This is a genomic window from Stenotrophomonas sp. 99219_Sma (genome assembly GCF_056480785.1).
Genome location: NZ_CM151117.1, coordinates 4,289,206 through 4,304,318, shown reverse-complemented (window position 1 = coordinate 4,304,318; position 15,113 = coordinate 4,289,206). Strand labels below are relative to the sequence as shown.

Here is a 15,113-nt window from a genome sequence, read left to right as displayed (position 1 = left end):
CCCGGAGAGGTCAGCCTCTGGCCGGAAGCGAATCTGATCGATGACGGCGTCGCAATTCGTTTAATGCGACGGAGCCCAATTTGATGATCTGCGGAGGGTAGACAGAGAACGCTCGATGGCGCGACGGGCACTCCGCGGGCTGACGTTGTGAGTCGCTGGCGAAGCGGCTAGAGGGATTACGACCAAGGGCGGCCCGCGGTCCTCAACAAACAACGCTGCTCATCAGGCACGTACTCATTGAAGCGTCGAAACAGCGCTTCGATCCACGAGGTTCCTGCACTCTCCACCAGCAACCCGACCTGGCTCTGGTGGTAGTCCCACCATCGCTCGAAACTGAGACGCAGGCGTTCGATATCCGGCGCCCGCGTAAGTGCATCTGCGGACATCCGGATCAGCACGCGCGAGGGCGCATTCTCCACGTCCATCACCAGCACGCCCTTGCACCGGATCTCGAAGGACGTCGCTCCGGCATGGCGCGCGTGCAGTTCAAAGCCCTCGTATGCCTTCGCGGTAACGAAGCCGAGCGCATCACTGCGCAGCTGGCGGTAATCGGCCGGCCGCAGCTTCTGGTAGGCCCACACCTGATCGCCCGCTGGCTCGGGCCACTCCACCCACATCGCGCCGATCACCGCGATGCACACCGCTGCAGCGGCAAGGCCGTGCATCTTCATTCGTCACCCCGCACACAGGCAGAAAACTCCGCGCAATAAGCGCGCTCAGTCCTTGGGTCGCATTCGCTCGTGGATGTAGGCGGTCAGCGCCAGATCGGCCATCACCAGCCCCTCCATCACCCGGTCGCCCACGTACTGTTCCGGCTCGCCGTTCTGGCGCGTGCGCTCGGCCGCCAGCAGGATCTCCTGCACGATGCGTTGGCCGGTGAGCGCGCAGTCGGCGTCGGACAACGCCATCTGCCGGCTGCGTAGATGGTGCCGCTCGGGCCAGGGCTGGCCATCGGCCGCAGCGCCCGCGCCGATGGCGTGCAGGATGGCGATGAGGCTGTTGGGGTCCAGGGCCGGAGTGGCCGAGGGCGCTTCCCGGATCGGGCGCGGCGGAGGGGAGTGCGGTGTGGTCATGGCGGGCTCCGTGCATGCAAGCGGAAGCCGCCACCGATAAAGGTGGCGGGCAGAGCGTGGCTCGAAAACCGGATGTTGGGAACCGGCGGGTACAAGACCCCCACGCCCCGCCCGCCATAGCCGGCAGACGGATTGCCAGCCGGCACCACGCGCGGTGGTGCCGGCTGGCAAGCGCAAACTACTTCCCAACAAAACGGGCTTTCGAGTCCCGACCACCGATGCACGGTGGCGCAGTAACGATTACCTGCTGTTGTTCGGAATGCCAACGGGTTGGGGTCAATGCCGCCAAAACCCGAGACGCTTTTGGCATTGTCGCATAGCACCGGAAGCGGCGAGAGCCTTGGCGTGCTAGGCGGAACGGCACTTCTGGAACCGAGTCGTCAGAACCTTCCGTAAGAGACGCAGGGAACGGCAAATGCGACAACATCGGGCCGACGGCAACGTGTGATCGCCATTGCGAAGGAACCGGTGCGACGGCCGCTGATGGGTGCCGCGTACTTCGCCTCCAAGCGTGAGTGACTTTCTGCCTATTGACCCCGTAGGACGTCACGCAGAATCTGACTACTGCTGTAGTCACCCGGAACTGTCCTGTCCGCAGCAGGAGGGATCTGCTGCGTTTGAACGGATTCCACCCACTGGCGCAGGCCAAAACAAGGATCACTGCACGTGTTACGCCGCAATCGACTTCTTCTGTCTGCGGGTCTGGTCCCGCTTCCGTGGTTCCTGTTCTGGACCAGCGTTGCCGCTGTGTTCGCGCCGGGCTACAACCCGCTTGTACAGCACGCCAGCGAGCTGCTGCAGGCGCCAACGATCGCAAGCGTCTGCGGCAGGGTTGCCGCCATCGGCTCCGGCGTGGGCTTCGTGGCGTTCTCCATCGGGGTATGGCGGGAGTCCGGCCGCCGGATTGCCGTAGGCGCGATCTGCTGGTTGGTATTTGGCATCTCCATGCTGACCAACGGGCTCTGGCCCATGGGCCACCCGATGCACGGCTTCTACACCATCGGTATCGCAAACATCATTGCACCTGCGATGTCGCACATCGAGATGAGCGCGTGGTCTGCCAACCGAAGGGCGTACGCCGTGACCGCTTTGGTGAGCATTGCGAGCATCGTCTACCTCTGGTTGAACCTGGCCGGCGCGGATCCGGAGGGCTTCAGAGGGCTGACCCAGCGCCTGTTCTCATCGATCAACTCGCTGTGGCCATTCCTGGTGGCGTTGTATCTGCTGCGCAGGGATTCCAACGAGCTGAAGACGCACCTCGAGCACTGATGGGCACACATGCGGGTTGATGTGTTCAATTGGTGGCCGGCCCACTACTTCTGACTGGATGAAGGACCTCTCGTGATGAAACTTCCAGCCCGCTTCTGGGTGCATCTTTTCAGCCATCTGGGGTTCGTCGGGATCTTGGCCGGGCTGTTGGCCGGCTGGGTAGGGACGTTCTTCGAGGCCCTTGCCGGTCATTCCGATGCCGCAACCGACGCCGCCCGGGTGAGCGGCGTTGGAACGCTGTTTGGGTTCTGCATGCTTGCCCTGTTGCTGCTGGGAGCGCTGACCGTCTCTGGCGAGCTGTTCGGGCTGATCAGGCCGTACGACCGCAAGGCGCCCTATCGGCATGAGGCGCAGGCGATGCATCGGAAGGTGTTGCTGATTGTCGTGGCGGTACTGTCCTGGGCGGGCCTGACTGCGGCGTTCGTCATTGGGTCGATGATGCGCTCCAGCTACGTGCTGATGGTGGTGCTGGCATCTTGGGATTCCTCGGCAGAAGGAATCGGCGGGTTCGACACGGGAAGCCGGGCGGAGTGGTGATTCATCCGGAATCGGTTGCCCTGACCAGGGACAGCCTGCGGATTGAGGTGATACCGGTGCGGTCGCCGCGATGAGACGACTGGAGGATGAGATGCCGTGTGGCACGATTCGCGGATAAGGGCCACACGAGCGTGTTGATAGGAAGACGCCGACGTGCCCCGTCGGCGTCTTCCTCCATCAATTGATGATCTCCCCACTCCCCGAAGCAACAAACGCCTTCAACTGCCGAACGAACTCCGCGTCGTAGGCTTCCCACTCCACAATCTCCCCAACAATCCGCAACGGCTGCGTACTCCGATACGACCGCGTCGGGTTCCCGGGAAACTTCTTGTTGGTCACGTTCGGGTCGTCTTCAAACGGCCCGGTCGGCTCCACCACATACACGCGCGGCCGCCCCGCACCGCGGGCCATCTCCGCAGCCAGCCCGGCGCCCTTGGCAATCGTGGTGAAGTAGATGTGGTTCATCACCACGCTGTCGCGATAGTTGGAGCGGTAGCCCGCACTCAGCAACTCGCCCGCCGCCAGATCAGCGCGGGTGCCGTGGTAGAACGGCCCGGCGAGCTGGCCGCAGGTGTCATGCGCAACGGGTGTCCATTCGGTGTCCTGCGCCATCGGCACTGCCCCTGCGTGTCCTGCCGGATCGACAGGCCGGCGAGTCTAGGGCGCCCGGTGGGCCTTGCTGCAAGGCCCCATCCGGGAAATAATCTGTAAACGGGAGGCGCGGTGCGCCTCCTTTTTTCATTCTGCGGCGCCGCGCCCTTCCAGCTCGCGCACGGCGGTTTCCAGCGCGTCCAGCTTCTCGCGGGTCTTCAGCAGCACGGCGCGCTGCACTTCGAACTCCTCGCGGGTGACCAGGTCCAGCTTGGCCAGGCCGGCCTGCAGCGCGCTCTTGAAGGTGGCCTGCAGTTCCTCACGCGATTCGCGCAGGCCCGGCGGCACCAGGTCGCTGAGGCGACGGGCGAGGTCATCGATGTGGTTCAGGTCGATCATGGGGTGCTCCGTGGGGGTGGGCCCGTGCATCCGGCGCGGGCAGGCCATTCGGGCACAAGGATACTGCCGGCACCCATCGCCCGGACAGGCGGCGGCGGCTTCGCACGGGCCGCGTTCAGGCGCTATCCTCCACGCCGGAAGACAGGAGATAGACGATGAAGATGGTCATGGCGGTGATCAAGCCGTTCAAGCTCGACGACGTGCGCGAAGCGCTGGCCGAGCGTGGGGTCACCGGGATCACGGTGACGGAAGTGAAGGGCTTTGGTCGCCAGAAGGGCCATACCGAGCTGTACCGTGGCGCGGAGTATGTGGTTGATTTCCTGCCGAAGGTGAAGCTGGAAGTGGCGGTGACCGATGACCAGGTTGAGGCGGTGGTTGAGGCGATCGTGAAGGCGGCGGGCACCGGGAAGATTGGTGACGGCAAGGTGTTCGTGTACGACCTGGGCAGCGTGGTGCGTATTCGTACCGGGGAACTGGACGCGGACGCGTTGTAGTCCGGTTTCTGTAGAGTCGAGCCATGCTCGACTGCATTTCGCGCGATGCAGGAAGAGCAGTCGAGCATGGCTCGACTCTACAAGGAGCGGTAAAGCGGTCGAGCAAGCTCGACCCCTACCAAAGCAAAGCATTTACCGGCGCTTCGCCCACTTGTAGAACCGCTTCCAGCCCTGGCGCACGGCGGCGACCCAGCCGGGGTCGGCCACCAGTGCAGCCTGCGCGGCACTCGGCGCTTGGCCGGTTACGCGCTGGCGGATCTTCAGCAGGTTCTTCATGTCGCTGCGGCGCATCTGCCGGCTCAGCGGGTTGCGGCGCAGCCAACGCGGGGCCCGCCAGGCCGAGGTGAAGTCCAGCAGCACCGGTACGCCGCTGCTGACCACCACGTTGGTGCCATGCAGGTCGTTGTGGGTGATGCCGGCGGCATGCAAACGGCTGAGCGCGTGCTGCAGCTGCTCGAACACGTCGTTGCCGACCGCCTGCGCGGTGCTCAGGGTCTGGCCGGGAATGAACTCCATGCCAAGTGCGAGGCCGCCGAGGGTGCCGAGCAGCGCAGGGGCATGCTTCCAACCGCCGAGGCGTTGCAGCATGCGTGCTTCACGGCGAACCATCAGCCGCGCGATCAGCGAAACGGGAGTGCCGCGGTAGCGGGAATAGTCCTTGATGACCGCCTCGCGCCCGTCCAGGCAGGTACGGTAGACGTCGGGGGCCAGGAAGCGTTCGCCGCGCTTGAGCAGCAGCGGGGTGGCGGCGTCATCGCCGCAGGAGGAGGGGGGCAGAGCGGGAAGATACATGTCGGGGTCTCGGACGACCCGGTGGGTGGCGCAAAGCGTCAAGCGAACCGGCGTTACAGGGAGTTACTAAGTTTTCGTTAATTTTAGTACTCGCCAGTTCGCTATTCCACGATTTGTCGGAGAAATGTCGGGGTCGTGGCTGGAACAGTTCGTCGCGCTCAATCGGACAATTCTGTCTCACTTTGTCTTCGGTTCTTTCAGAATCAATAGGTTGCGTTTCGCTCTGCTTCGTTCATCCGCGGCCCGCTGAACGTCACGCACGTCCAGCTTGACCCCGACGCACGGCCTGCCGACCATAAGCTGTTAATTCGCGACATCGGCGGCCGCCCCTTCCTGGCACGTCCCCGCCCCCTGCCGCGGTCCCCACCGGTGCTGGCCGTCCGGCCGTGCATCGCCCTGATTCCCGTTCCGGCTGCGGCTGGAGGAAAGTGTTTTGATCATCAAAATCGTCATTGCAGCGCTGTTCGTCGCCTGCGTGCTGTACATCCACTTCCGTGGCAAGGTCCGCGCGCGCTGGTCGCGCCAGCTGCTGGACCATTCCAGTTTCATGGCCCCGATCAACGTGGTCATGTACATGTTCTCGAAGGTGCCGACCACGCCGTTCCTGGACCCGGCCAAGGAGTTCCCGCAGCTGGAGCCGCTACGCCAGAACTGGCAGATGATCCGCGACGAGGCGCTGGCGCTGCGCGATGCACAGAAGATCGCCGCCTCCAGCACGTTCAACGATGCCGGCTTCAACTCGTTCTTCCGCCGTGGCTGGAAGCGCTTCTACCTGAAGTGGTACGGCCCGTCGCACCCGTCGGCGAAGGCGATGTGTCCCAAGACCACCGCGCTGCTGGAGTCGCTGCCGGATGTGCGCGCGGCGATGTTCGCGCAGCTGCCTTCGGGCAGCGAGTTGCGCCCGCACCGCGACCCGTTCGCCGGTTCGCTGCGCCTGCACCTGGGCCTGGCCACACCCAACAACGACGGCTGCTACATCGAAGTGGACGGCATCAAGAAGAGCTGGCGCGACGGCGAGTGGATGATGTTCGACGAGACCTACATCCACCACGCGCACAACGAGACGCCGGATGATCGCGTGATCCTGTTCTGCGACATCGCCCGCCCGCTGCGCTTCGGCCTGCCGGGCCTGTTCAACCGCGCGGTGGCGGCCACGCTGCTGGCCGGTGGTGCCTCGCCGAACCTGCCGGGTGACCCGACCGGTGGCGTCAACAAGGCCTTTGGCAGCGTCTACAAGGTGCGCCTGAAGGCCAAGGCGCTGCGTGAGCGCAGCGTGGTGGCTTACCAGGTCATCAAGTGGGGTCTGGTGGTGGCGGTGATCGCGGGTATCTGGGCGCTTTGAATTGTAGAGTCGAGCCATGCTCGACTGCATTTCGGTCAGATCGCGGTAGCCCTGCAGAAGAGCAGTCGAGCATGGCTCGACTCTACAGAAAGCAAAAACCCGCGCTGTTGCCAGCGCGGGTTTTTTGTTGGATCAACCCTTCAATGCCGCCTGCACGAACGGCGGGGTCACCAGCACGCCGGTGTGCAGCGCGGCGGTGTAGTACAGGGTGTTGAAGGTCTTGGCGGCGGAGTCGGCCTGGCGGAAGTCGAAGCTGCTGTCGCCCTTGCGCGCCATGGTCACGCTCCACCAGCCGGTGGGGTAGCACGGCTGCGGGAACGGCAGGGTCTTGAACGAGCCGAAGCCGGCCTTGCCCATCTCGGTGCGCATTTCGTTGATCAGGTCCAGCTGCATCAGCGGCGACTCGGACTGCTGCACCAGGATGCCGTCGTCCTTCAGGGCCTTGAAGCAGCTCTCGTAGAAGGCCTTGTTGAACAGGCCTTCGCCGGGGCCGACCGGGTCGGTCGAATCGACGATCACCACGTCCACGCTGCCGGCCGGGCAGTTGGCCATGTAGGCCACGCCGTCGTCGAACAGCAGCTCGGCGCGGGCGTCGTCGTTGGAATCGCACAGTTCCGGGAAGTGCTTGCGCGCCATCACCGTCACCTGCTCGTCGATATCGCACTGGGTCACGCTCTCCACGCCGGTGTGCTTGAGCACTTCGCGCAGGGTGCCGCAGTCGCCGCCACCGATGATCACCACGCGCTTGGGCGCGGCGTGGGTGAACAGCACCGGGTGGCTGATCATCTCGTGGTAGAAGAAGTTGTCCTTGCTGGTCAGCATGATGGCCCCGTCGATGGTCATCAGGTTGCCCCAGTCGGTGGTCTGGAAGATCTCGATCTTCTGGAACGGCGACTGCACCTCGTCCAGCTTGCCGGTGATGCGGTAGCCGATGGCCGAGCCGGTGCGCTCGAAGTGTTCGATGTACCAGTTGTTGCTGTCAGTCATTGGAAAACAGTCCTGTTCGGAGGGGTGGAGCCGGGCTGGCGGGCGGGGCCGCGTGGCACAGATGCCACATCCGGACGGATCGGCCCGTTCAGGTTGGAACCTGTCACGGGCGCGGGCGCGCATGATAACGAACCTGTGGGCATATAGGCGTTATCATGCCCCCCCCTTTTATTGCCAACAAGGCCGACTGAAATGACCGATTGGTCCCTCGACCAAGCCCGCAAGACCTACTCGATCCCGCATTGGGCGGACGGTTACTTCGACGTGGATCAGGCCGGGCACATGGTGGTGAGACCGACCGGGGCGGACGGCCCGGTGGTGTCGCTGCCCAAGGTGGTCGATGCGGCGCGCGCGGCCGGTGCCAAGCTGCCGCTGCTGGTGCGCTTCCCGGACATCCTCGGCCAGCGCCTGGGCAAGCTGCAGGCGGCCTTCGCCCAGGCCCAGCAGGACTGGGAGTACAGCGGTGGCTACACCGCGGTGTACCCGATCAAGGTCAACCAGACCCGCGGCGTGGCCGGCACCCTGGCCAGCCACCACGGCGAGGGCTTCGGCCTGGAAGCGGGCAGCAAGCCCGAGCTGATGGCCGTGCTGGCGCTGTCGCGCCCGGGTGGCCTGATCGTCTGCAACGGCTACAAGGACCGCGAGTACATCCGCCTGGCCCTGATCGGCCGCAAGCTGGGCCTGCAGACCTTCATCGTCATCGAGAAGCCGTCCGAGCTGAAGCTGGTGCTGGAAGAGTCCAAGGCGCTGGACGTGAAGCCGGGCCTGGGCGTGCGCATGCGCCTGGCCTCGCTGGGCGCCGGCAAGTGGCAGAACAGCGGTGGTGACAAGGCCAAGTTCGGCCTGTCGCCGCGCCAGCTGCTGGACCTGTGGAAGTCGCTGCGTGACACCGAGTATGCCGACTGCCTGAACCTGCTGCACTTCCACATGGGCTCGCAGATCTCCAACGTGCGCGACATCGCCAACGGCATGCGCGAAGCCACCCGCTACTTCGTGGAGCTGTCGCGCCTGGGCGCGAAGATCACCCACGTCGACGTGGGCGGTGGCCTGGGCGTGGATTACGAAGGCACCCGTTCGCGCAGCTTCTGCTCGATCAACTACGGCCTGCATTCCTACGCCAGCAACATCGTGCAGCCGCTGGCCAATGCCTGCGAAGAGTTCGGCCTGACCCCGCCGCGCATCGTCACCGAGTGCGGCCGCGCGATGACCGCACACCACGCGGTGCTGATCGCCAACGTGTCGGAAGTGGAAGAAGCGCAGGAAGGCCGCGTGCCGGACCAGCACGACGACGAGCCGGCCGCGATCCGCCACCTGCGCGAGATCCACGACGAGCTGGACGTGCGCCCAGCGGTGGAACTGTTCCAGGAAGCACAGCACTTCCACGCCGAAGGCCTGGCCAGCTACGCGCTGGGCCAGATCGACCTGCCGCAGCGTGCGCGCATCGACGATCTGTTCTACGCCATCGCCCATGGCGTGCGTGCGCGCCTGAGCTACGACGAGAAGAGCCATCGCCCGGTGCTGGATGAACTGAACGAGCGCCTGGTCGACAAGTACTTCGTCAACTTCAGCGTGTTCGAATCGATCCCGGACGTGTGGGCGATCGACCAGGTGTTCCCGATCGTGCCGATCGAGCGCCTGGACGAAACCCCGGACCGTCGCGGCATCATCGCCGACATGACCTGCGACTCGGACGGCATGGTGGAAACCTATGTCGAGAACGAGAGCCTGGACAGCTCGCTGCCGCTGCACAAGATGAAGCCGGGCGAGAGCTACCGCATCGGCTTCTTCATGGTCGGCGCCTACCAGGAAATCCTGGGCGACATCCACAACCTGTTCGGCGATACCGACGCGGTGGAAGTGCTGGCCGATGCCGATGGCTACGCCATCACCCAGCAGCGCCGTGGTGACACCACCGACGTGATGCTGGATTACGTGGGTTACCGCCTGGACGAGCTGCGTGCGACCTATGCGCAGCGCGTGGCCGAGGCGCAGCTGTCGCCGGAACGTGCGCAGGAGCTGTCGGAGGCGCTGGAAGCCGGCCTGACCGGCTACACCTACCTGTCCGACGAACCGCTGGTCTGAGGTAAACGGGAACGCCGGGCATGGCCCGGCGCTACCGGCCCCGATGAGCGCGCGCGCGATCTTCCACCTGTTCCTGCATGCCGCCGTGCCAGCCCTGCTGGCATGGCTGTTCTGGCGCAAGCGCTTCGCCTCGGCGTGGCTGCTGATGCTGCTGGGCTGGATCATCGATCTGGACCACCTGCTGGCCGATCCGATCTATGCACCGAACCGCTGCAGCATCGGGTTCCACCCGCTGCACACCGCACCGGCGATTGCGGTCTATGCGGGGCTGTGCGTGCCGAAGAAAACGCGGTTGTTCGGCATCGGTTTGATCATCCACATCGTGCTGGACGCGATTGATTGCTGGTGGATGCACCACCGTTGATGCTGGGTGCGTGTCGACCAAGGTCGACACCTACCGGGAGCGCGATGGCCGACGGAACTGATGCACTGCTTTGGTAGATGCCGACCTTGGTCGGCGCTTTTGATGCGTGTCGACCAAGGTCGACACCTACCGGGAGCACGGCGACCGGTCGGGTTGGCGCTTGGTAGAGCCGGCCGCTGGCCGGCTTCCGCAGGGCGTTCCCGGTGACCACGTGGTTGCCGGCCAGCGGCCGGCACTACCCGCCGTTGGGTTGGCCAAGGTCGACACCTACCGGATGCACGATGGCCGACGGAACCGATGCACTGCTTTGGTAGATGCCGACCTTGGTCGGCGCTTTTGATGCGTGTCGACCAAGGTCGACACCTACCGGGTCCACGGCGAACGGCGTTCCGGGTGATCACGTGGTTGCCGGCCAGCGGCCGGCACTACCCGCCGTCAGGTTGGCCAAGGTCGACACCTACCGGATGCACGATGGCCGACGGAACCGATGCACTGCTTTGGTAGATGCCGACCTTGGTCGGCGCTTTTGATGCGTGTCGACCAAGGTCGACACCTACCGGGTGCACGGCGACCGGCGTTCCCGGTGACCACGTGGTTGCCGGCCAGCGGCCGGCATTACCCGCCGTCAGGTTGGCCGCCTCACGCCACCGGCAACCACAACGTGGCCCGCAATCCCGGCTGTGCATTTTCCAACGCCAACCGCCCGCCATAACTGGCAGCGATATCACCCACAATCGCCAACCCCAGCCCACTGCTGCCCTCGCGCTCATCCAGACGCACGCCACGCTGGGTGACCTGTTCCAGCGCGTCTGCAGCCAGCCCGGGGCCGTCGTCGCGCACTTCGATGCGCAACTGCCCTTCGCTGGTGTCTGCAGTGACGTCCACCTGTTGCTTCGCCCACTTGCCGGCGTTGTCCAGCAGATTGCCCAGCATCTCCTCCAGGTCCGCACTGGCACCGGCGAACTGCAGTGCCGGATCGATACCAGCCGCCGTGAACGTGATGCCACGTTCGCCATGCACGCGTGCCATCAGCCGGCACATCGCCTGTGCGACTGCCGCCACGTCGGTGCGCTGGCGATGGTCGGCGGCCAACCCTGCGGCCAGGTAACGGTCGACGCTGGCCTGCATACGCGCACTCTGCTCGCGTACGGTGGCGCGCCAGTCCGCGCCGTCGCCGTCGGCCTCAGTGGCCAGCACGCTCAGCGGGGTTTTCAGCGCATGCGCCAGATCCTGTGCACTGGTGCGCGCGCGCGCGACCATGCGTTGCTGATGCTCCAGCAGCGCGTTGAGCTCCTCGCCCAGCGGTGCGACCTCCGCACCCAGCCCCTGTGTATCGATGCGCTGCGCGTCGCCGCGCCGCACCCGTTCCAGCTGTGCACCGAGGCGATGCAATGGACGCAATCCGAAGTGCACCTGGCTGGCCAGCACCGCCAGCCACGCCGCGACCAACACACCCAGCGCGATGGCAGTACGCTGGCGGAACGCGGCAACGTCTGCATCCAGCGCGCTGCGATCGGTGGCAACCACGGCCACGAACGGTTCGTTGGCGCGTGGCAGGCGCACCTGCTGCACGCGTGCGCGCAGGGATTGCTGCAGCGGCCCACTCAGATTACGCGTGGCCGGCCCGCTGGCTGTGACGGGCAGGGTTTCATCCCACAGCGAGCGCGACTGCAGCAGCACACGGCCATCGGCACCGGCGATCTGCCAGTAAGCACCTGAGAACACGCGCTGGAAGCGTGCGTCATTCGGTTCCTGGCGCAGGCGCAGCTGTCCGTCCGCATCCACTTCGGCCTGCGCCAGCAGGGTCAGCATGTCCTGCTGCAGTTCATGGTCGAAGCGATCGCGCGCGCTGCGCTTGAACAGCTCGCCCAGCAGTGCACTGGCCAGCAGCGAGACCAGCAGCAGGCCGACACCGCCAGCCAGCAGCAGGCGCCGTCGCAGCGAGGGTTGCCGGCTCACGGCGCGGCCAGCCGCCAACCCTGGCCGCGTACGGTCTGGATCAGATCGATGCCGAGCTTGCGGCGCACCCGCCCGAGCAGCACGTCCAGTGCGTTGGAGTCCGGGTCATGGCCGCAGTCGAACACCTGTTCACCCAGCCGGTCGCGGCCGATCACCTGGCCGCTGTGGTGGATGAAGTAGCTGAGCAGGCGGAACTCCTGCGGGCTCAGCGCCAGCGCCTGCCCATCCAGTTCAAAGCGGCCGGCGTTGACGTCCAGCTGCAGCGGGCCGCAGTGCAGGCGCGGGCTGGCGTGGCCGTGGCTGCGACGGATCAGTGCGCGCAGGCGCAGCACCAGTTCGTCGGCCTGGAATGGCTTGGTGAGATAGTCATCGGCACCGGCATCGAACCCAGCCAGCTTGTCGTGCCAGCGCCCGCGTGCGGTCAGCACCAGCACCGGAAAGCTGCGGCCGTTGCCGCGCCAGCGCTCGATCACGCTCAGTCCGTCCAGCCCGGGCAGGCCCAGGTCGACGATGGCGGCCTGCAGATCTTCGATCTGGCCGATCTCCTCGGCCTGGCGGCCGTCGGCGACCACGTGCACCACGTAGCCGGCCTGCTCCAGCAGGGGCACCAGGCGCTGTGCCAGCGCGGCATCGTCTTCGGCCAACAGGATGCGCATCAGTCGTCGAGCTCCGTCTTCAGCAGCTTTCCGCTGCGCGCATCATAGTCCAGCTCCACTACCACGCCGTCGCCGCGCAGGATCTCCACTTCGTAGACGCCGTCGTCCAGCTCCACTTCCAGCAGCTGGCCCGGAAAGCGCTTGAGCGCATCGCGCACCACGCTTTCCAACGGTACGTAGCGGCCCTGCTGCACGGCGCGGCGCGCGACCTGCTGCGCCGGGTCCTGTGCCGGCGCGGCGGTGGTCGGGGCGCTGGCCAGGGCCAGCAGCAGGGGCAGGGTGGAGAGCATCGGGGCGCAGGGCGGGCTGTAGGAACAGGCGTGAGTGTGCCGGGGCTGACTAACAGCTGGCTAACTGTGTAAACCCACTACGTTGTTCAGCCGTACTCTTGAGATAGGTGGCTGGCCGCCGATCGCCATATGGGGACGGTGCCAGTTGTAGTGGTGCAGCCATTGGTTCAACACGGAATTGCGCTGGTCCGAGGATGCGTACTCGCAGGCGTAAGCCCACTCGCGCAGGCTGGTCTGGATGAAGCGCTCGGCTTTGCCATTGGTCCGCGGCGTGTAGGGCTTGGTTCTGATGTGCTTGATCCCAAGGGATTTGAGCAGCTTGGCAAAGGCGGTAGAGCGATAGCAGGCACCGTTGTCGGTCAGGATCCGCTTGAAGGTGATTCCCAGGCTGGCGTAGTACTCCAGAGCGCCCAGCAACGCCTGACAGGCGGTTTCGCCCTGTTCGTTGGGGTGGACGCTGCTGAAGGCGACCCGGGAGTGATCGTCGATGGCCACGTGGACGTAGCCCCAGCCACCGCCGGCGGCGTTTCCCCTGCGCTTGGCATCGGTTCTGTGCCCTGGCCGCTGGAAGTTGCCCAGCTTCTTGATGTCCAGATGCAGCAGCCCTCCGGGCTGATCGTATTCGTATCGGATCACCTCCTTGGGCGGATCAAGCCGACACAACCGATTGAGGCCGTGGGCGCGCATCAGCCTTGAAATCGTACTGTGGCCGACCCCCAGCGCCTTGGAGATGGTCAGGTAGGTCTGCCGTTTACGGCGGTGCTCCTTGATTTGCTCGACTACCGGAGCAGGTGTGGCATGCGGCGTCTGGTGAGGCCGTGAGCTGCGGTTTTCCAGGCCCGGTGCCCCGAACTGGCGGAATCGGGCCAGCCACTTGTAGGCCGTACGCACACTTACGCCACACGCTTGAGCTGCTTCTTCCGGGCGTAGGCCCTCGTGGAGGATGCGGCGGACCAGAAGCGCTCGACTAAACGGCGTCAAACGGGCATTTTTATGATTGTTCATCCGGGCTCTTTGGGGACTGGAACGGTGTGGTAACCACCATTTTCCAAAGATGTCCCGGATGAACAACCTACAGAGAGATCACAGCTAACAGTGCCGGCTAAGGAGCTGTTAACCACGGGGTGCATTGTGGCGTTGCCGGGATGGTCCGGCCACGAACACGAACAGGAGAACCCCCATGTTGAAGTCGCTCACCCTCGCCACTGTTGCTCTGCTGGCCATCGCACCGGCCGCACAGGCTGCACCGCTGGGCATGGCCCAGGTCGAACAGACCCTGCGCAAGGCCGGCTACACCCAGATCCACGAGATCGAACGCGATGATGGCCTGTGGGAGGCTGACGTGAGCCGCGCCGATGGCCGCTTCAGCGAGGTCTACGTTGACCCCAAGACCGGCGAGATCTTCGACGAGCACAGCGGTCGCGCGCTGTTGACCACCGAGCAGGTGCTGGCACGGGCACAGGCGCATGGCCTGCGCGAGATCCATTCGCTGGAACGCGATGGTGCGACCTGGTCGCTGGAAGCCCGCAACGCCCGCAACCAGAAGGTGGACGTGCGCCTGAGCGGCTATGACGGCCGCATCCTGCACAGCGAGCGCGATGGCTGGCTGGATTGACCTGCTGGTAGTGCCGGCCGCTGGCCGGCACACGGGGAGAAAGCGTGTCGACCAAGGTCGACACCTGCCAAACGTACGCATCGGTAGCGGCCGACCCTGGTCGGCCCAGGCCCGACGCGGCGCTTACCAGCCAAACGGCGGCGGGTAATCCCAGTAGCCCGGGCCGCGGCCGTAGTAGCCGCCGTACGGGCCGTAGAAGCCCGGGCCCTTGCCTTCGCTCACGTGGATGTTGACGTTGACCCCGTGGGTCTTGCCCTCATCGGTGGTGTAGTTCTTGCTCAGGTTCAGCGTGGCGGCGTTGTAGTGGCTGTTGCCACCGTTCTTGGAATAGCCGATGCCGGTAGTGAAGCTGCCGGACACTTTGACCTTGTCGTCGGTGACGTCGGCGATCTTCGCGTCGTCGTGCACGCGCGGGCCGCTCTTGTCACCGTAGTACGTGCCCGGCGGGTCCTGCTGCAGGGCCGGGTCGTTGAGGTAGCGCATCGGCGCCTGCGGCAGCGTCAGGTCCAGGCCGGCGGCCTGCGGCGCGGTGGCGCCAGCGGCGGACTGGGCCAGCACGGTTCCCGGCAGGGCCAGGCACAGCAGCAGGGTCAGGGGGCGGATCATGACGGCGCTCCAGCGGACAGGTGGCCACGCAACACGCGGCGGTACAGGCCGACGCTA

18 protein-coding genes are annotated in these 15,113 nt (G+C 65.3%); 7 read left to right on the top strand and 11 right to left on the bottom strand.

All coding sequences use genetic code 11. From position 1 onward, the window contains the following. Positions 1–176: 176 nt before the first annotated feature. Complete coding sequence (locus ACZK13_RS19635; protein WP_049400809.1) at positions 177–671, bottom strand: hypothetical protein; 495 nt, start codon at positions 669–671, stop codon at positions 177–179. A 45-nt stretch (positions 672–716) separates the two neighbouring features. Then, positions 717–1,073 carry a hypothetical protein gene (locus tag ACZK13_RS19630; RefSeq protein ID WP_253146043.1) on the bottom strand — a complete coding sequence of 119 codons (357 nt, stop codon included), beginning with the start codon at positions 1,071–1,073 and terminating at the stop codon, positions 717–719. Positions 1,074–1,739: 666 nt separating this feature from the next. Here ACZK13_RS19630 and ACZK13_RS19625 point away from each other — a divergent pair. Both ACZK13_RS19625 and ACZK13_RS19620 read left to right on the top strand, forming a co-directional pair. After that, the gene (locus ACZK13_RS19625; protein ID WP_478482097.1) at positions 1,740–2,342 is read left to right on the top strand and encodes a DUF998 domain-containing protein; all 603 of its coding nucleotides are present in this window, start codon (positions 1,740–1,742) and stop codon (positions 2,340–2,342) included. Positions 2,343–2,417: 75 nt separating this feature from the next. After that, a complete protein-coding gene (locus tag ACZK13_RS19620) occupies positions 2,418–2,879 on the top strand; it encodes a hypothetical protein (RefSeq protein ID WP_478482096.1) in 462 nt (153 codons plus the stop codon). A gap of 177 nt (positions 2,880–3,056) precedes the next feature. Here ACZK13_RS19620 and arr read toward each other — a convergent pair whose 3' ends face one another. Together arr and ubiK are read right to left on the bottom strand one after the other, a co-directional pair. Next, entirely contained in the window at positions 3,057–3,491 is a 435-nt protein-coding gene (arr, locus tag ACZK13_RS19615; RefSeq protein ID WP_478482094.1) for an NAD(+)--rifampin ADP-ribosyltransferase, read from the bottom strand. A 126-nt stretch (positions 3,492–3,617) separates the two neighbouring features. Then, on the bottom strand, positions 3,618–3,869 hold the full coding sequence (gene ubiK, locus ACZK13_RS19610) for a ubiquinone biosynthesis accessory factor UbiK (protein WP_049456468.1): 252 nt from the start codon (positions 3,867–3,869) through the stop codon (positions 3,618–3,620). Positions 3,870–4,024: 155 nt separating this feature from the next. Between ubiK and ACZK13_RS19605 the strand changes: the two genes are divergently transcribed. Further along, the gene (locus tag ACZK13_RS19605) at positions 4,025–4,363 is read left to right on the top strand and encodes a P-II family nitrogen regulator (RefSeq protein WP_005411374.1); all 339 of its coding nucleotides are present in this window, start codon (positions 4,025–4,027) and stop codon (positions 4,361–4,363) included. A gap of 132 nt (positions 4,364–4,495) precedes the next feature. Here ACZK13_RS19605 and ACZK13_RS19600 read toward each other — a convergent pair whose 3' ends face one another. Further along, on the bottom strand, positions 4,496–5,155 hold the full coding sequence (locus ACZK13_RS19600; protein ID WP_049400803.1) for an RIO1 family regulatory kinase/ATPase domain-containing protein: 660 nt from the start codon (positions 5,153–5,155) through the stop codon (positions 4,496–4,498). A 436-nt stretch (positions 5,156–5,591) separates the two neighbouring features. On the opposite strand from ACZK13_RS19600, the gene ACZK13_RS19595 reads away from it, so the two are divergent. After that, positions 5,592–6,497: an aspartyl/asparaginyl beta-hydroxylase domain-containing protein gene (locus ACZK13_RS19595; RefSeq protein WP_029550749.1), complete on the top strand. Its 906-nt coding sequence runs from the start codon at positions 5,592–5,594 to the stop codon at positions 6,495–6,497. 132 nt (positions 6,498–6,629) lie between these two features. Here the strand turns inward: ACZK13_RS19595 and speE are convergent, their stop codons facing one another. Beyond that, positions 6,630–7,484 carry a polyamine aminopropyltransferase gene (gene speE, locus ACZK13_RS19590; protein WP_049400802.1) on the bottom strand — a complete coding sequence of 285 codons (855 nt, stop codon included), beginning with the start codon at positions 7,482–7,484 and terminating at the stop codon, positions 6,630–6,632. Between the two features lie 192 nt (positions 7,485–7,676). On the opposite strand from speE, the gene speA reads away from it, so the two are divergent. Both speA and ACZK13_RS19580 read left to right on the top strand, forming a co-directional pair. Next, positions 7,677–9,566, top strand: a complete 1,890-nt coding sequence (gene speA, locus ACZK13_RS19585) for an arginine decarboxylase (RefSeq protein ID WP_005411370.1) — start codon at positions 7,677–7,679, stop codon at positions 9,564–9,566. 43 nt (positions 9,567–9,609) lie between these two features. Beyond that, positions 9,610–9,930: a DUF6122 family protein gene (locus tag ACZK13_RS19580; RefSeq protein ID WP_005411369.1), complete on the top strand. Its 321-nt coding sequence runs from the start codon at positions 9,610–9,612 to the stop codon at positions 9,928–9,930. 639 nt (positions 9,931–10,569) lie between these two features. Here ACZK13_RS19580 and ACZK13_RS19575 read toward each other — a convergent pair. From ACZK13_RS19575 to ACZK13_RS19560, 4 genes are read right to left on the bottom strand one after another with little or no spacing between them, the layout of a single operon-like run. After that, positions 10,570–11,889 carry a sensor histidine kinase gene (locus ACZK13_RS19575; RefSeq protein WP_253146062.1) on the bottom strand — a complete coding sequence of 440 codons (1,320 nt, stop codon included), beginning with the start codon at positions 11,887–11,889 and terminating at the stop codon, positions 10,570–10,572. Continuing rightward, positions 11,886–12,545 carry a response regulator transcription factor gene (locus ACZK13_RS19570; RefSeq protein WP_197615554.1) on the bottom strand — a complete coding sequence of 220 codons (660 nt, stop codon included), beginning with the start codon at positions 12,543–12,545 and terminating at the stop codon, positions 11,886–11,888. Before ACZK13_RS19570 ends, ACZK13_RS19575 begins: the two co-directional genes overlap by 4 nt. Continuing rightward, complete coding sequence (locus ACZK13_RS19565; RefSeq protein WP_071227684.1) at positions 12,545–12,835, bottom strand: PepSY domain-containing protein; 291 nt, start codon at positions 12,833–12,835, stop codon at positions 12,545–12,547. The genes ACZK13_RS19570 and ACZK13_RS19565 overlap by 1 nt, the downstream gene beginning before the upstream one ends. A gap of 60 nt (positions 12,836–12,895) precedes the next feature. Next, positions 12,896–13,840 (bottom strand): IS481-like element ISStma3 family transposase, encoded by a 945-nt coding sequence (locus ACZK13_RS19560; protein ID WP_012510977.1) that lies wholly within the window; start codon positions 13,838–13,840, stop codon positions 12,896–12,898. 175 nt (positions 13,841–14,015) lie between these two features. Between ACZK13_RS19560 and ACZK13_RS19555 the strand changes: the two genes are divergently transcribed. Next, the gene (locus tag ACZK13_RS19555; protein ID WP_032127132.1) at positions 14,016–14,450 is read left to right on the top strand and encodes a PepSY domain-containing protein; all 435 of its coding nucleotides are present in this window, start codon (positions 14,016–14,018) and stop codon (positions 14,448–14,450) included. A gap of 123 nt (positions 14,451–14,573) precedes the next feature. Here the strand turns inward: ACZK13_RS19555 and ACZK13_RS19550 are convergent, their stop codons facing one another. Further along, the gene (locus tag ACZK13_RS19550) at positions 14,574–15,056 is read right to left on the bottom strand and encodes a hypothetical protein (RefSeq protein ID WP_049400799.1); all 483 of its coding nucleotides are present in this window, start codon (positions 15,054–15,056) and stop codon (positions 14,574–14,576) included. Positions 15,057–15,113: the final 57 nt, after the last annotated feature.

What these genes read in the sequence shown, in the direction of transcription:
- ACZK13_RS19635 (WP_049400809.1), bottom strand. Translation starts at nt 671, where the DNA reads ATGAAGATGCACGGCCTTGCCGCTGCAGCGGTGTGCATCGCGGTGATC.
- ACZK13_RS19630 (WP_253146043.1), bottom strand. Translation starts at nt 1,073, where the DNA reads ATGACCACACCGCACTCCCCTCCGCCGCGCCCGATCCGGGAAGCGCCC.
- ACZK13_RS19620 (WP_478482096.1), top strand. Translation starts at nt 2,418, where the DNA reads ATGAAACTTCCAGCCCGCTTCTGGGTGCATCTTTTCAGCCATCTGGGG.
- arr (WP_478482094.1), bottom strand. Translation starts at nt 3,491, where the DNA reads ATGGCGCAGGACACCGAATGGACACCCGTTGCGCATGACACCTGCGGC.
- ubiK (WP_049456468.1), bottom strand. Translation starts at nt 3,869, where the DNA reads ATGATCGACCTGAACCACATCGATGACCTCGCCCGTCGCCTCAGCGAC.
- ACZK13_RS19605 (WP_005411374.1), top strand. Translation starts at nt 4,025, where the DNA reads ATGAAGATGGTCATGGCGGTGATCAAGCCGTTCAAGCTCGACGACGTG.
- ACZK13_RS19600 (WP_049400803.1), bottom strand. Translation starts at nt 5,155, where the DNA reads ATGTATCTTCCCGCTCTGCCCCCCTCCTCCTGCGGCGATGACGCCGCC.
- speE (WP_049400802.1), bottom strand. Translation starts at nt 7,484, where the DNA reads ATGACTGACAGCAACAACTGGTACATCGAACACTTCGAGCGCACCGGC.
- speA (WP_005411370.1), top strand. Translation starts at nt 7,677, where the DNA reads ATGACCGATTGGTCCCTCGACCAAGCCCGCAAGACCTACTCGATCCCG.
- ACZK13_RS19580 (WP_005411369.1), top strand. Translation starts at nt 9,610, where the DNA reads ATGAGCGCGCGCGCGATCTTCCACCTGTTCCTGCATGCCGCCGTGCCA.
- ACZK13_RS19570 (WP_197615554.1), bottom strand. Translation starts at nt 12,545, where the DNA reads ATGCGCATCCTGTTGGCCGAAGACGATGCCGCGCTGGCACAGCGCCTG.
- ACZK13_RS19565 (WP_071227684.1), bottom strand. Translation starts at nt 12,835, where the DNA reads ATGCTCTCCACCCTGCCCCTGCTGCTGGCCCTGGCCAGCGCCCCGACC.
- ACZK13_RS19560 (WP_012510977.1), bottom strand. Translation starts at nt 13,840, where the DNA reads ATGAACAATCATAAAAATGCCCGTTTGACGCCGTTTAGTCGAGCGCTT.
- ACZK13_RS19555 (WP_032127132.1), top strand. Translation starts at nt 14,016, where the DNA reads ATGTTGAAGTCGCTCACCCTCGCCACTGTTGCTCTGCTGGCCATCGCA.
- ACZK13_RS19550 (WP_049400799.1), bottom strand. Translation starts at nt 15,056, where the DNA reads ATGATCCGCCCCCTGACCCTGCTGCTGTGCCTGGCCCTGCCGGGAACC.